Annotated in this window: 17 protein-coding genes; 12 read left to right on the top strand and 5 right to left on the bottom strand. The window is 44.6% G+C overall.

Going from position 1 to position 14,189, the window contains the following annotated elements; translation table 11 throughout:
* Nucleotides 1-2 precede the first annotated feature (2 nt).
* The 5 genes from DK187_RS00490 to DK187_RS00470 all read left to right on the top strand — a co-directional run bounded on the left by DK187_RS00490 (nt 3) and on the right by DK187_RS00470 (nt 5,021).
* The gene (locus tag DK187_RS00490; RefSeq protein ID WP_223232216.1) at nt 3-389 is read left to right on the top strand and encodes a cytochrome c-type biogenesis protein; all 387 of its coding nucleotides are present in this window, start codon (nt 3-5) and stop codon (nt 387-389) included.
* Nucleotides 386-1,576, top strand: a complete 1,191-nt coding sequence (locus DK187_RS00485; RefSeq protein WP_223232215.1) for a tetratricopeptide repeat protein — start codon at nt 386-388, stop codon at nt 1,574-1,576. Before DK187_RS00490 ends, DK187_RS00485 begins: the two co-directional genes overlap by 4 nt.
* Nucleotides 1,577-1,641: 65 nt before the next feature.
* Nucleotides 1,642-2,667 carry a cell division protein ZipA gene (zipA, locus tag DK187_RS00480; RefSeq protein WP_111605364.1) on the top strand — a complete coding sequence of 342 codons (1,026 nt, stop codon included), beginning with the start codon at nt 1,642-1,644 and terminating at the stop codon, nt 2,665-2,667.
* A gap of 98 nt (nt 2,668-2,765) precedes the next feature.
* A complete protein-coding gene (gene ligA, locus DK187_RS00475; protein ID WP_111605363.1) occupies nt 2,766-4,784 on the top strand; it encodes an NAD-dependent DNA ligase LigA in 2,019 nt (672 codons plus the stop codon).
* Nucleotides 4,785-5,021, top strand: coding sequence for a YheU family protein (locus tag DK187_RS00470; protein WP_111605362.1), 237 nt, complete (start codon nt 4,785-4,787; stop codon nt 5,019-5,021). It begins immediately after the preceding gene.
* Nucleotides 5,022-5,044: 23 nt separating this feature from the next.
* Here DK187_RS00470 and cysE read toward each other — a convergent pair whose 3' ends face one another.
* Nucleotides 5,045-5,860 (bottom strand): serine O-acetyltransferase, encoded by an 816-nt coding sequence (cysE, locus tag DK187_RS00465; protein WP_111605494.1) that lies wholly within the window; start codon nt 5,858-5,860, stop codon nt 5,045-5,047.
* 116 nt (nt 5,861-5,976) lie between these two features.
* Here cysE and DK187_RS00460 point away from each other — a divergent pair, with 116 nt between their 5' ends.
* Nucleotides 5,977-6,306: a hypothetical protein gene (locus DK187_RS00460; protein WP_111605493.1), complete on the top strand. Its 330-nt coding sequence runs from the start codon at nt 5,977-5,979 to the stop codon at nt 6,304-6,306.
* Nucleotides 6,307-6,374: 68 nt separating this feature from the next.
* Here the strand turns inward: DK187_RS00460 and mnmC are convergent, their stop codons facing one another.
* The gene (gene mnmC / locus DK187_RS00455) at nt 6,375-8,387 is read right to left on the bottom strand and encodes a bifunctional tRNA (5-methylaminomethyl-2-thiouridine)(34)-methyltransferase MnmC2/FAD-dependent 5-carboxymethylaminomethyl-2-thiouridine(34) oxidoreductase MnmC1 (RefSeq protein ID WP_111605361.1); all 2,013 of its coding nucleotides are present in this window, start codon (nt 8,385-8,387) and stop codon (nt 6,375-6,377) included.
* Nucleotides 8,377-8,928 carry a peptidylprolyl isomerase gene (locus DK187_RS00450; protein ID WP_111605360.1) on the bottom strand — a complete coding sequence of 184 codons (552 nt, stop codon included), beginning with the start codon at nt 8,926-8,928 and terminating at the stop codon, nt 8,377-8,379. Before DK187_RS00450 ends, mnmC begins: the two co-directional genes overlap by 11 nt.
* A gap of 91 nt (nt 8,929-9,019) precedes the next feature.
* Here DK187_RS00450 and DK187_RS00445 point away from each other — a divergent pair, with 91 nt between their 5' ends.
* A complete protein-coding gene (locus DK187_RS00445) occupies nt 9,020-9,301 on the top strand; it encodes an Rdx family protein (protein ID WP_111605359.1) in 282 nt (93 codons plus the stop codon).
* A 91-nt stretch (nt 9,302-9,392) separates the two neighbouring features.
* Here the strand turns inward: DK187_RS00445 and DK187_RS00440 are convergent, their stop codons facing one another.
* Both DK187_RS00440 and DK187_RS00435 read right to left on the bottom strand, forming a co-directional pair.
* Nucleotides 9,393-9,698, bottom strand: coding sequence for a YciI family protein (locus DK187_RS00440; protein ID WP_111605358.1), 306 nt, complete (start codon nt 9,696-9,698; stop codon nt 9,393-9,395).
* Between the two features lie 2 nt (nt 9,699-9,700).
* Nucleotides 9,701-10,237 carry a septation protein A gene (locus DK187_RS00435; RefSeq protein ID WP_111605357.1) on the bottom strand — a complete coding sequence of 179 codons (537 nt, stop codon included), beginning with the start codon at nt 10,235-10,237 and terminating at the stop codon, nt 9,701-9,703.
* 83 nt (nt 10,238-10,320) lie between these two features.
* On the opposite strand from DK187_RS00435, the gene DK187_RS00430 reads away from it, so the two are divergent.
* The 5 genes from DK187_RS00430 (at nt 10,321) to DK187_RS00410 (ending at nt 14,188) form a co-directional block, all read left to right on the top strand.
* A complete protein-coding gene (locus tag DK187_RS00430; protein ID WP_111605356.1) occupies nt 10,321-11,178 on the top strand; it encodes a PHP domain-containing protein in 858 nt (285 codons plus the stop codon).
* A gap of 121 nt (nt 11,179-11,299) precedes the next feature.
* Nucleotides 11,300-11,920 carry an L-threonylcarbamoyladenylate synthase gene (locus DK187_RS00425; RefSeq protein ID WP_111605355.1) on the top strand — a complete coding sequence of 207 codons (621 nt, stop codon included), beginning with the start codon at nt 11,300-11,302 and terminating at the stop codon, nt 11,918-11,920.
* A gap of 114 nt (nt 11,921-12,034) precedes the next feature.
* Nucleotides 12,035-12,934 carry a 23S rRNA pseudouridine(2605) synthase RluB gene (gene rluB, locus DK187_RS00420; protein ID WP_111605354.1) on the top strand — a complete coding sequence of 300 codons (900 nt, stop codon included), beginning with the start codon at nt 12,035-12,037 and terminating at the stop codon, nt 12,932-12,934.
* 29 nt (nt 12,935-12,963) lie between these two features.
* A complete protein-coding gene (locus tag DK187_RS00415; protein WP_111605353.1) occupies nt 12,964-13,419 on the top strand; it encodes a DUF1499 domain-containing protein in 456 nt (151 codons plus the stop codon).
* A gap of 49 nt (nt 13,420-13,468) precedes the next feature.
* Nucleotides 13,469-14,188, top strand: coding sequence for a response regulator (locus DK187_RS00410; protein ID WP_111605352.1), 720 nt, complete (start codon nt 13,469-13,471; stop codon nt 14,186-14,188).
* Nucleotide 14,189 lies beyond the last annotated feature (1 nt).

Below are 14,189 nucleotides of genomic sequence, written 5' to 3'. Positions count from 1 at the left end.
TTTTGCTCTGTGGAATGTGGCTGTCTTTATCTGCGGTTGCTCAAGAAGAAATGACGTTTCGTACAGAGTTGAACAAAACACGTTATCAAAGTTTGGTCGAAGAGTTACGTTGTCCAAAATGTCAGAATCAAAATTTGGCTGATTCAGGCTCTGGTATTGCGGTGGATCTTCGTGAACAAGTCTACCAGATGATAGAGCAAGGCAAGACAGATCAAGAAATAGTGGATTACATGGTGGCCCGTTATGGTGAGTTTGTGTTGTATCGACCGCAGCATTCAACGGCTACTTTTTTGCTTTGGTATGGGCCCTTTATTCTGTTAGGGATAGGGCTATTGGCTTTTATTTTTGTGGTGATGACGAATCGTAAACGACAAGGTCGAGCTCTATGATAGTCGCGTATTTGGTGATGATCATACTGATTGTCTTAAGTCTGTTTTATCTGTTTAGTTCGATTGCGCATGGTTTGGGTAAGTACTCTGCAGAAGAAGATAAAAGCCGGTTGTCATTTTTTGAGGTGCGTCGAAAAGAAATCGCAGAAGAGGAAGAGGCCGGGCGATTGACCCCTGACGAGTCAGCGCAACTGTTAGTTGATGTTGACAGTGAAACCAACTCGATAGACAGTCGAAAAAAACCTTTGTTTCAGGCCAATGTCACCTTTGCCCGTTGGGTCATGCTTGGCGCGACCGCAATGACGGTACTCGGCAGTGTGAGTCTCTATCAATGGATTGGTTATGCGAAAGAAGTGTCTTTTACACAAGATTTGCACATGCAGCGGCTGAGCCCGCAAAAAATCACAGATTTCTTGCAATATCGCACTGAGCGTTATGACAGAGCAGAAGATTGGTATTACTTAGCCACGGAGTATATGCGGGCTGAACAATATGCTGTGGCGGTGGAAGCGTTTGAAACAGCATTAGAAAAACTGCCCAAAAATGCCGAAGGGCGTGTGGCTTTATTGGTGGAATACGCGCAGGCGATTTTTTATGCGAATGGGAACCAAAGTTCGCCTAAAATGCAGACCGTGGTTAGTGCTATTTTGCAACAAGATCCAACCCAAGCGATTGCGCTGGATTTAAAAGGTGTGGCGGACTTTGCTCAACAAAACTATCTAGGCGCCGTACTGTCATGGCAAGAAGCGATCCGCTATAGCGCCCATTCTAGAGAGCGTCTTGCCTTGTTGTCAGCCATTAACAAGGCAAGAGAATTGGGGCGTATTGACTATCAGCAAGTGGCGCCCATTATTACGGATCAGTTGGCCGTAAAAGTCGAATGGGATACCGCTCAGTTCGAGTGGCACCAGGACGATGTATTATTGGTTTATGCGGTTTTAAATGGTCAGAAAATGCCGTTGGCAATACAAAGAGTATTTCCTGAGGATTTGGAGCAACCGATTTTGTTAACGAATCTAGATTCAATGACGCCAACAGCCACGTTGGCTCAAGTGCAAACAGTGGATTTGGTGGTGAAATTATCAAATATTAATGACAATGATCTGACAAAAGGACGAATTATCGGTATAAAGCATAATCTACTGGTAAATAGTAGAGAGATTTTCGTAATCAAGGTGGCCTTGTAATTGAATCCTAAGGCGCTTCGTTTGATAATACAGTCAACTTTAATTGATGCTATTCGGAATGTGTAATGGAATTTAGCTTGCGTGAATGGCTAATCTTGATTGGGGTCGTCATCATTGTTGTGATCCTCATAGATGGATTTCGTCGATATAAAAAAGGTCAAGAGCATGCTCAAACAGGTGGTTATGCTGATGCCGATGAATCAAATGATGCATTGGTTAGACAAAGAGCCACCATGGGATACGGGAAAATGTCGTCTAGAGTGAGTCGACCCGCTGCCGATCCTATTACCAATGCGTTTGAAAATGCTCGCAAAACGGCTAAGTCGCCTTTAACCGAGGTTCCTCATAAGGTCGATTCGGGTCCAGAATTGGATAGGGGAGAGGACTTACATCTTGATGAGTTAGCGTCGTTAGTGCCTGAACGTGATTTTGGGGACTCCGCAGTGTCTGAGCAAAATTACTCAGATGACGGCTTTTATGAGCACGACGATCTCAATCTTGACTATACGCCAGAGACACATCATCGCAGCGAATATGATGGCGATGAGGACTATGAGCGCAGCTATTCAGAAATCGATATCGATCAAATAACACCGAGTCATTTGGTTGATGATGTTAACGGTATAGAGGATAAACAAGACAAAGGCATTGTTGAGATTGAAGAAGTCATCGTGATTAACGTGTTTGCTCCAGAAGGACAAAGTTTTTCTGGAATAGAGCTGCTTCAACTTATTTTAAATTGCGGCATGCGTTATGGTGAAATGGATATCTTCCATCGTCATGAAGACGGATTCGATCGTGGTCGAGTACAGTTTAGTATGGCGAATGCCATTGAGCCAGGCACCTTTAATTTAGAAACTATGGGCGAAAGTGATTGTCCAGGTGTGAGTTTCTTTATGGGGTTACCTGGACCTAAGAATAGTATGAAGGCGTTCGATTTTATGCTGGAAACCGCTCAAGCCTTGGTGCGTAACCTAGGTGGTGAATTGCGTGATGAACGACGCTCGCCAATGAGTGATCAAACCATCGCACATTGTCGACAACGAATACGTGATTTTGAGCGCCGTCGGTTAATGCGCAATAAGCAGTAAGATAAACCAAGGCCCCGAGGGGCCTTGTTTTTTGCCGTTAATATTTACTACAAGCTAAAAGAAATCGAGTTAATTGATATATGAGCCAAGAGACAAACATGACGCATCAGCAGATGCTGGAGTTGATTCAGCAACTTAACGATTACAGCTATGCTTATCATGTAAAAGACGACCCCATCGTTCCTGATGCAGTATATGACCGTGATTATCGTCAGCTTCAGGATATAGAGGCCAAACACCCAGATTGGATTCAAGCGGATTCTCCCACTCAGCGTGTCGGTGAAAAGCCCGACAGCGGTTTTGCCAATGTCGCTCATACTGTGCCCATGTTGTCTTTGGACAATGCTTTTGACAATGAGTCCTTGTCAGATTTCGATCAGCGTATTCGTAAACTGCTTAAAGTGGCGTCTATTACCTATTGCTGTGAGCCTAAATTAGATGGTTTGGCGATTAGTTTACGTTATGAAAACGGCCGTTTAGTTCGAGGTGTGACTCGTGGTGATGGTTTGTCTGGTGAAGACATTACCTCGAATATTAAAACGATTTATTCTGTTCCACTGAAGTTACGCACGCAAACGCCGCCTGCGGTGTTAGAAGTTCGTGGTGAAATATACATGCCAAAAGACGGCTTTGAAAAGCTCAATGCTTTAGCGTTAGAGCAGGGTGAAAAGACGTTTGTTAACCCACGTAATGCGGCGGCAGGCAGTTTACGCCAGCTTGACCCTAAGATTACTGCGACTCGTCCTTTAGTGATGTGTGCCTATTCGATTGGCTATGTGGAAGGTTGGGATCAGCCTAAAAGCCATTACGAGGGGTTGCTACAGTTGAACGAGTGGGGCTTTCGTACCAATGATCTGATGGCGACAGCAGAAGGGGCGCAAGGCTGTATTGAATACTATGAGATGCTTAACGAAAAGCGTGCTGATTTGTCATACGACATTGATGGTATTGTTTACAAAGTGGATCAAATAGCGTTACAGAACCAGTTAGGTTTTATTGCCCGTGCACCACGCTGGGCGATTGCTAGGAAGTTTCCTGCGCAAGAGGAAATGACCCGAGTACTCGGTGTGGACTTTCAAGTGGGTCGCACGGGGGCAATTACCCCAGTCGCACGATTAGAGCCTGTGTTTGTTGGCGGTGTAACCGTTTCTAATGCCACCTTGCACAATAAAGATGAGATAGCGCGTTTGGGTGTCAAAGTGAACGATTATGTGATTGTTCACCGCGCTGGCGACGTGATACCTAAAGTCGTTCAGGTCGTGTTAGACAAGCGCTCCGCTGACGCGACAGAGGTAGTGTTTCCAGAAACATGTCCTGTGTGTGGTTCCGACTTAGAACAAGTGGCAGGCGAAGCTGTGATTCGCTGTACTGGCGGTTTAGTGTGTGGGGCGCAGCTAAAAGAATCCCTAAAGCATTTTGTTTCTCGTAAAGCCATGGACATTGATGGTTTGGGCGATAAGTTGATTGAGCAGCTGGTGGATCAAGAACTGGTTAAAACGCCGGTGGATATTTTTACTCTCAGTGAGAAGAAAGACACTCTGTTAGCGATGGAGCGCATGGGGCAGAAATCGGTCGAGAAGCTGCTTGCCTCTATTGAGACGGCAAAGAATACACAGTTTAACCGCTTTATTTACTCGTTAGGCATTCGTGAGGTAGGCGAAGCGACGGCTCGCGCCTTAACAACTTACTTCACGGCGCTGGAGGATTTAATGGCGGCCGATCAAGATGCTTTGGTAGAAGTAGAGGATGTGGGTCCTATTGTTGCGCAACACGTTAGGCTGTTTTTTGATCAAGAATTGAATCGAGAAACTATCAAAGGTCTGCTAGCGGCTGGGGTTGTCTGGGAGAAAAAGCAGCCAGTGTCAACGGATGAATTGCCGCTTTCTGGCAAAACCTACGTGGTAACCGGTTCTTTAAGTCAATTTAGTCGTGATCAAGTAAAGGATAAATTGCAGGCATTAGGTGCTAAAGTCAGTGGTTCTGTATCGGCGAAAACAGACTGCTTAGTTGCCGGTGAAAAAGCGGGTTCGAAACTCACCAAAGCCCAATCCCTTAATGTACCAATCATTGATGAAGCTGGGGTTATTGCCCTGCTGAGTCAACATGGAGCAATATAATTGGACACTTTAATACCTTACGATTCGTTGGCTCCCGACACTTTAGAGACGATTTTGGATGATATCGTGTCACGTGATGGCACCGATTATGGTGATTATGATTTATCTGTGGCTCAGAAGCGTGAACAGGCGTTAGGATCGTTGCGAAATGGGAACGCTGTATTACTGTTTGATACAGAAAGCGAAACTATTAAGATGATTCCGAAAAGTGAATTGAATAACTACGATCTCTTCTAAGATCGTAGTTATTTTTGATCTGACTATTCCACGCAATCTCGAACACAATGATTGATGTTGTGATCCATGACTCTGGATGGCTCTTCACCTGTGTTGCGTCCTACAATTTTCGCCGGTACGCCAGCAACCGTCGTATGGTGTTCAACCGGTTCTAGTACGACGCTACCCGCCCCAATTTTCGCGCCTTCCCCGACTTCAATATTGCCAAGAATTTTCGCGCCTGCACCAATAAGTACACCGGAACGTATTTTAGGGTGACGATCGCCATGTTCTTTCCCTGTGCCGCCTAAAGTGACGGATTGCAAAATAGAGACGTTGTCCTCAATCACACAGGTTTCACCCACCACAAGACCTGTGGCGTGGTCTAGCATGACGCCACAGCCTATGGTGGCAGCGGGGTGAATGTCGACGCTGAACACCATGGACATTTGTCCTTGTAAATACAGGGCTAAGCTTTTGCGGTTATTTTTCCACAGCCAATTGGCGACACGATAGGTTTGTAATGCATGGAAGCCTTTAAAAAACAGTAAGGGGGTGGTAAACGTATCACACGCGGCATCACGTTCTTTTATGGCTAAAATATCTTGCTCGATGCATCGTACAATGCCAGAGTGGGTATCTGCCATGGCTTCTTCGAATACTTCTCGTAATACCATAGCGGGAATTGATATGCTATCGAGCTTGCTAGCCAGTAAAAAGCTTAAAGCGGAACACAACGAATCATGGCGTAAAATAGTGGTATTAAAATAACTGGCTAAAATAGGTTCGTCTAGTGCAAGTTTTTTGGCTTCCGCTTGCAAAGATTGCCATAAATTGTCAGAAGTCACGGCATGATGGATTGTTGTACTCAAGGGGTATTCACCTATATCAATTCACGTTTAGAATGTAGGTTATAAGGTTAGGGTTAAACAATACAAGGGGCAATGTGAAGATTGCTCAAAAAGATGGAGATAATATGTCTAAAAAAAATGTTGCTGATGCATTGCATATCTTTTATGAATTAAATGCTGCGTTTTCTGATGCTTATTGGGAAACCAACGATATTAATCAAAAAGATCGCTTTTTTGCGATGAAAAGCATACTGCAAGACGAGCTTGATGAATTGCATAAGCTAAGCTTACAGGATCATGTTTATCCTTATGAGCCAATTAACCCAAGCTTACTGCAGTTGAGTGATAAGTTGCGCACATTGTTGCCAGAGCTTAACAAGTACGTGTTTCGTCCACAAACCTCTAGCCGATTTGTGGAACTTATTCCAAGCGCCTGCGAGCTCTTTGAGTCGTAACCGACTGGTCGCATAAGAGACCACTGCATCCAATTCAATTTGCATAGAAATGGCGTGCAGTGGTAGCGCTATGTATTTTGGCTGCGTTTCAGGTCGCGAATGATAAAACGACTTGGGTGCAGTTTATGGCTAACGTTTTGCTCTAAAGGTGAGGGCGTGTTCGTGATTAAGCTGGCAATAAAGCAAGCACTCAGCGGGGTAGAAATTAGTCCCCTTGAACCATGACCAATATTGACATATAGCTGCTTATTTGGCTCAGCGACTTTGTTAGATTTCCATTTGGCATTTTTGCTCAATCTAGAATAGTGCTGCTGATAACTCTCTGCCGATTGTATCGGGCCGACAATCGGAGTGTAATCAGGCACGGCGCAACGAAACGACACTCTGCCTTCGCAATCTTTGCTTGTAAATGTATCGCTTTCTAATCCGAGTAGATTTTCGAGAATAGTAAGGTTCCTATTGTGTCCCTCTTCTCGCACAGCGGTATCTTGATCTTTCAAGTCATAAGTCGAGCCAAAATGGATCAGGCCCTCGAGCGGTGGTGAAACATAGCCAAATTCACATAACACTTTGTCAATGTTGATTTTTTCGGCGGATTCGCCTTTTTGTCGGCACGCATTGACAGCGTCCTTGACGTTCATTTGTGACACTTGCCCTCGGATCGCATAAATAGGCAAATGGGAAAGCTCGCTGAAGGCTTTGCTATCATTTGCTGTGCATAACACAACGTGAGAGAAAACATCGGAGTGGCTGGTTGAAGCGGCTTGCCAGCCCGTTGCCGTGCCATTTTCTTGTTGTTCACCGAGGTATTGCAATTGTGTCAGTTTGGTATTGAGCCGCAGCTGAATGTTTGGGTGAGATAACAGTGTCTCACAAAGTTTTTTCGGTGCTACCCAGCCTGATAGGGGTAATAACAAGCTGTCTTTTCTGTTTGTTGCGGCGTGTAAAATGCTTTGTGGATAGAGTTGCTGGTCTAGCAATTTTTGAAAACGCTCGGCTTCTTTGTCATTTTTGGGAATTTGAATAAGGCCGCATTGATTCCAAAAAGTGCCCACCGTATCCAGTTTGTTGTAGAGTCGGGTCGCATAGAGATAAGCCGCGAGATAAAAGCGGTTCAGATAGGTGTCTTGTGTTGTTAGTTTGGGGTATAGCATGCCTTGTGGGTTGCCCGAGGCGCCGTCCGCAATGACGTTATCTTGTTCCCATACTTCTACTTTGATGCCTTGTTTTGCCAGTGCATAAGCGGTATTGGCGCCAGCCAATCCACTGCCAACCACTAATACTTTAGTGACCTCTGACCGCTTATCACTGCGAAGATTGAACCATGATTTACCCTGTGCCATGCGTTCAGACAATGGTGCCGTGGCGGTATTGAGTTCACCGACAGACATTTCTCTTTTTTGTCCAAAGCCCTTTACTTTGCGGACATCAAAGCCAACATTTTTTAATCCTCTGCGCACAATGCCAGCGGCGGTGAACGTTGAGAACGTAGTGCCTTGGTGGCTAAGACGATGGATATGTTTAAACAGGTTGTCAGACCACATTTCAGGATTTTTGCTGGGGGCGAAGCCATCTAGAAACCAAGCATCTACATCGGCATTTAGCGCTGCAAAACCGTCTTCAGCTTCACCAAACCAAAGTGTTAATTGGACTCGACCTTGCTCAAGCTCTATGCGATGAAAACCATGACAAACGTCAGGATAGGCGTTAATTAATGGCTGACTGAAATGCGCTATGGAAGGCCACATTTTTAATGCATCGGCCAACATGGCCTTTGTCATTGGAAACTTTTCCACCGAAATAAAATGCAGCTGTTTATCGTCGGTTGCGCTGTTTAAAAATGCTTGCCAAGCACATAAAAAATTCAGCCCTGTGCCAAAGCCCGTCTCAGCAATGACAAAGGTGTTGTTTTGCATGGACGACCAGCGATCACTCAGGTGATTATTGTTTATAAATACATGGCGCGTTTCTTCGAGGCCAGACTCTTTATCAAAGTACACATCATCGAACTGGCTTGAGTGAGGCGCGCCATCGTCTCCCCAACGGATGTCAGGAGGGGAGAGTTGGTAACTAGTTAACACGCGTCACGCTCTCGATAATCACGGGGGAGGTTGGGACATCTTGGTAAGGTCCGACGGTGGATGTTGGAACGGCTGAAATAGCGTCCACTATTTCCATGCCTGAGATCACTTTACCAAATACTGTGTAGCCGGCTGCACCACGAGTACCATGGTTTAAAAAAGCATTATCAACTTGATTAATAAAAAACTGAGATGTGGCGCTATTTGGATCTTGAGTGCGCGCCATGGCTAATGTGCCTCGATTGTTGGCCAGTTGATTATCGCCTTCATAAGCCACGGCTTTATGCGTCGTTTTACGTTCTAAATCGCTGGTGAACCCGCCGCCTTGAATCATAAAGCCACGAATCACGCGATGAAAAATGGTACCATTATAAAAGCCTTCGTCAACGTAGCGTAGAAAATTCGCGACGGTTTTGGGAGCGGCGGTGTCTTCTAGATCGACTCGAATGGTACCTTGATTAGTAATGATATCGACTTCAGTGGCGTTGACCTGTGAGCAAAGTGCAAGTAAAGCCAAACTGGTGATAAGAGATTTACGCATGGTGCTACTTCCTTATTAAATGAGTCAGCAATAGTATGAGTTGTGTTATGGCGTGTTAAGACGCCTTGTTAATTTACCGGAGAGAAAGCAAATGCGAACTGCAACCGTTGAGATTGAGTATTGTACATTATGTCGTTGGATGTTGCGCGCCGCTTGGTTGTCTCAAGAACTGCTAACGACATTTGATGATGATATTAAAAGTGTCACCTTGATACCAACTCAAGGTGGGATTTTTAAAGTCAGAGTAAACGGTGAAGAGATTTGGTGTCGAAAAAAAGAAGACGGTTTTCCTGAGGCAAAAGTATTAAAACAAAGAATGCGAGATGTGATAGATCCAGAGCGAGATCTTGGCCATTCCGACGTTAAAAAATAATCCAGCCCACACAGCGCTTAGCAGAGGAAAGGCCTAAGAACGATTTTGTTCCCTCCCCTGTGTCTTTGAAGGGGAGGGTTAGGATGGGGTTTTAGGCGTTTGGAAAAACTTGCTTAAAAGGCTTCACTGTCACTTTTTCATAAACGCCCGCCGCCACGTAAGGGTCGGCGTCCGCCCACGCTTTTGCTTCTTCAAGGCTGGCAAATTCAGCAACAACAACGCTGCCACTAAAGCCTGCATCGCCAGGGTTGTCTGAGTCAATAGCAGGATTGGGGCCGGCCAACACTAGGCGTCCTTCGTGTTGCAGTGTTTCTAAACGAGCCAAATGCGCTGGACGTGCTTGCTTGCGAGCGTTAAGGCTATTGGCCACATCGTCACCGATAATAGAGTAAAGCATTGTTATTCCTTATTTTGTAAGTGTGATGATAAGTAAAGACCTTGTAGTATGATAAACACAAGAGTCATTCCTAATAAACCGAAGAGTTTAAAGTCGACCCAAATCTCTTCGCTGTAAGAAAAGGCAACGTATAAATTTGCGCCACCAGAAATCATAAAAAAACCGACCCAGGCAAGGTTTAGCGTGCGCCATACTTTAAAGGGAAGCTCTAATGTATCGCCCATCATGCGTTGGATAATATTTTTCTCTCCGATAAATTGGCTACCTAAAAATGCAATAGCAAAAAGGCCGTTTACAATGGTCGGTTTCCACTTAATAAAATCCCCATCTCCTAATAAAACGGTCGCTCCTCCTAGCAAAACCACCAATATCAAAGACACGAGGTGCATTTTTTCTATGGTACGGTTTTTGAACCATGTAAAAGCCACTTGAATGAGGGTAGCCGGAATTAAAATGGCAGTGGCAATAATAATATTGCCTGTCATTTTATAGGTAATGAAGAAAATAATAATAGGAAGAAAGTCAAATAGTATTTTCATATAAAAACCCGGTGAATGTATACTAAAATGTATGTATGCTGTTCCAATACTAAACACCATTCCTATTAAAGAACAGTCAATCTATGCCTGAAGCAGCAAGATATCGAAAAGTCGATTTACATACACATTCCACCTGTTCGGATGGACACTTTTCTCCTGCCGAATTGGTGGATTTAGCTGTTGAGCAGAGTGTGTCGCTGTTCGCTTTAACCGATCATGACACACTAGATGGTCTTCCCGAGGCAAGGCTTCGCGCTGCCGAGCATGGATTAAGTTTTATTAATGGCGTTGAGCTGTCTACCCAGTGGAATGGCATTCCTTTGCATATGGTGGCATTAAATTTTTCTGCTGATAATCCGGCATTGTTGTCTATTGTCGAAGGTAACCAAGCAATACGTCTTGATCGTGCTCGGCGGATTGCGGATTTATTGGTGAAACAAGGTTTGCCGGATTTATTCGACGAGGCGGTCGCGCTGGCTGGGAACAGCCAATTAGGTCGGCCGCATTTTGCCTCTTTACTGGTGGAAAAATGCTTTGTAAAAGACGCTAACAAAGCATTTGATCGTTATTTGGGGAATAAAAAATTAGGGCAGTTGCGCGATGTTTGGCCAGAACTGGAGCAAGTGTTAAGCGCATTGGCAGATGAAGATATGGCACTGGTACTTGCCCACCCCAAGCGTTATCCATTGACGGTGACGAAATTGAAGCGTTTATTAAGTGACTTCAAAAAGTGGGGCGGAACAGGGATTGAGATTGTCTCTGGTAATGAGCGTCCTGACAGTGTCCGTTTACTTGAACGTTTGACGAGAGAGTTTGACTTAAAAGCCTCCGTCGGCAGTGATTATCATGGACCATTTGGACCGTGGATGCAGGTGGGGAAATTCACTCAAATACATGAAGGTGAAGTGGATCTAGTGTGGCAAACCTGGTCATCGATATAGGGCAATGAGTTGTTTAATGTTGGTATAGTCGCTTCTAGAGTGGTTACATAATGATAGTATGCGTCAGTGATCGTGGTGGCGTTATGACGAGTAGTTTGATAATTTTTTAGTGGAGAACAGGTTGAGTCAATTTTTTCAAATACATCCAGAAAACCCCCAAGCGCGCCTAATTAAACAGGCCGCCGAGGTTATTCGCAACGGCGGCGTTATTGCTTATCCAACGGATTGTGGTTACTCACTTGGCTGTCATTTAGGCGATAAAGCGGCGCAGGATCGGATTCGTGCCATTCGCCGTTTAGACGACAAGCACAACTTTACCTTGGTGTGTCGTGATCTCTCTGAAATTTCAACTTATGCTCGATTTGATAATCGCTTGTATCGGTTATTAAAAAACAATACCCCAGGGCCTTACACTTTTATTTTTAATGCGACTTCGGAAGTACCAAGACGACTTTTACACCCGAAAAGAAAAACCATTGGTATTCGAATTCCTAAAAATAATATTGTCGCGGCATTATTAGAAGAACTGGGTGAGCCAATTATGAGTGTGTCTCTTATTTTGCCAGGGGAGAGCGATACAATGACCGACCCTTACGATATTCGCGATACGCTCGAACATGCGCTAGATTTAGTGATTGACGGCGGTTTTTGTGGGCTAGAACCAACGACCGTGGTGAAGATGGACGCGGATAATATCGAAGTAATTCGTGTCGGTGCTGGTAATCCTGCGCCATTTCAATAAATTGTTGAATATTCAGCTGTCAAGGCTGACGGTGTGTGGATTATAATGCAAAAAATGGTTAATTAAATTATCAAAACTGGGTTGCTGAGAAGCATTCCCTCTAAGAGGTTCGTAATGGACGAAAAGTTACAAAAAGTATTAGCAAGAGCGGGTCAAGGTTCACGCCGTGAGATGGAAAATCGCATTCGTGAAGGACGTGTATTGGTGAATGGCGAGGTGGCGACATTAGGCGATCGCGTGAGTACCAAAGACACTATTACCATAGATGGTTATGCGATTGTACCAACAGAAGCGGGTGAAAATCGCCGTGTTATTATTTACAACAAACCTGAAGGTGAAGTCTGTACCCGTAAAGACCCTGAAGGTCGCCCAACGGTATTTGATAAACTGCCAAAGCTACGAGGCGAACGTTGGATTGCTGTAGGTCGTTTGGATATTAATACCTCCGGCTTGCTGTTGTTCACGACAGACGGTGAATTGGCAAACAGATTGATGCATCCTTCCACTGAGATTGACCGTGAATATTTGGTTCGTGTTATGGGAGAAGTCACAGAAGAGAATCTTGCCACACTTAAAAAAGGTGTGATCTTAGACGATGGTATTGCGAAGTTTACCGATATCGTTGATGGTGGCGGTGAAGGCATTAACCGTTGGTTCTATGTCTGCCTGATGGAAGGTCGTAACCGTGAGGTGCGTCGTCTATGGGAATCTCAAGGTGTGAAAGTGAACCGTTTGAAACGTGTACGCTTTGGTCCTGTTTTCTTGCCATCTAAGGCAAAAGTAGGCCGTTGGGTAGAAATGGAAGCACCTGATGTTAACTCATTGTGTGCCATGGTGGATCTGAAATTGTCTGAGTTAAAACCTAAAACTCAACAGCAGCAGCTTGAAGTAAAACGCCACAAGAATAAAGCGACAGCAGGCGGCGCTCGTCGTGCGGCGAAAGGATTTGATTGGCAGAGCAGTGATAAGCCTGAGTTTAAGCCGAAAAAACCAGGCAAGAGATCATTTCGTTAATATAAAAAGCAGTTAGGAGTGGTAGAGGCATGGTTCGCTGGTTATTTGCATTGATTGTCATTGTGATCGTTGGTTTTTTTATTTACGTTAAACTAGGAAATAAAATGCCAGAAGACCTTGGTGTAACCGACGGTCTTTTGAAATCTTGCCCTACTTCGCCTAACTGTGTGTCGACCCAAGCGTCACCAGACGATATGGTCCACTATGTGGAGCCTATTATTTACACAAGTGATCGTAAGGCGACTCAGTTAAAGATTGAGTCCTCTATGTTGAGCAAAGGAAGGGTTCGTATTGTCAGTAGCACTTTGGGGTATGTCCATTTTGAAGTGAGAAGCCCTTTTGTGGGGTACATTGATGACGTCGAATTGTATTTTCCTGAGGGCGACAGTGTTGTGCATATTCGCTCTGCTTCCCGAGTTGGCTATTCTGATTTCGGTGTCAACCGCGAGAGAGTTAGACAAATTACAGATCTTCTAGTAAATTGATTTTAAAGTCATTAACCCCAAAGTGATAATAATTGGACGAGGATTGCCCATGAGTGTAGACGACAACAAAAATATTTTGATTGTTGAGGATGACGAGCGGTTAGCATTACTAACCCAGGAGTATCTGCAGAAAAATGGTTTTAAAGTTGACGTTGAGCCAGATGGACGCAAAGCGATTGCTCGCATTATCGCAGAGCAGCCTTCATTGGTTATTCTTGACTTGATGTTGCCTGGCGCGGATGGTTTTACGGTATGCAGAAGCGTGCGTAATGACTACAAGGGACCGATTCTGATGTTAACGGCGCGCAGTGATGATGTCGATCAAATCTTAGGGTTAGAGATTGGTGCGGATGATTATGTCTCAAAACCTGCGAAACCTCGTGTTCTTTTGGCTCGAGTTCAATCTTTGTTGCGTCGCAGTACTCAAGATGTCGATTTATCACTTGATCTTAGTAAAACCGAGCAAAATCTTACTTTTGGCCCTTTGACGATTGACAATTCGCGTCGTGAGGCGTGGTTGCTTGAAGAAGAAGTGGAGTTGACCAGTGCTGAATTTGACTTATTGTGGTTATTATCCAGTAATGCCGGTCGTATTCTGAGTCGGGAAGAAATTTTTGGTGAGTTGCGTGGCATTGAGTACGATGGTCAAGATCGTTCCGTGGATGTGAGGATTTCTCGCATACGTTCAAAAATAGGGGATGATCCTATACATCCTCGTCGTATTAAAACCATTCGTAGCAAAGGTTATTTATTCGTAAAAGAAGTATAAA

Source organism: Marinomonas arctica (genome assembly GCF_003259225.1).
In the GTDB taxonomy this organism is placed as follows: Bacteria; Pseudomonadota; Gammaproteobacteria; order Pseudomonadales; family Marinomonadaceae; genus Marinomonas; species Marinomonas arctica.
The sequence above is the reverse complement of the archived record's forward strand: the minus strand, read 5'-3'. Positions and strand labels throughout refer to the sequence as shown.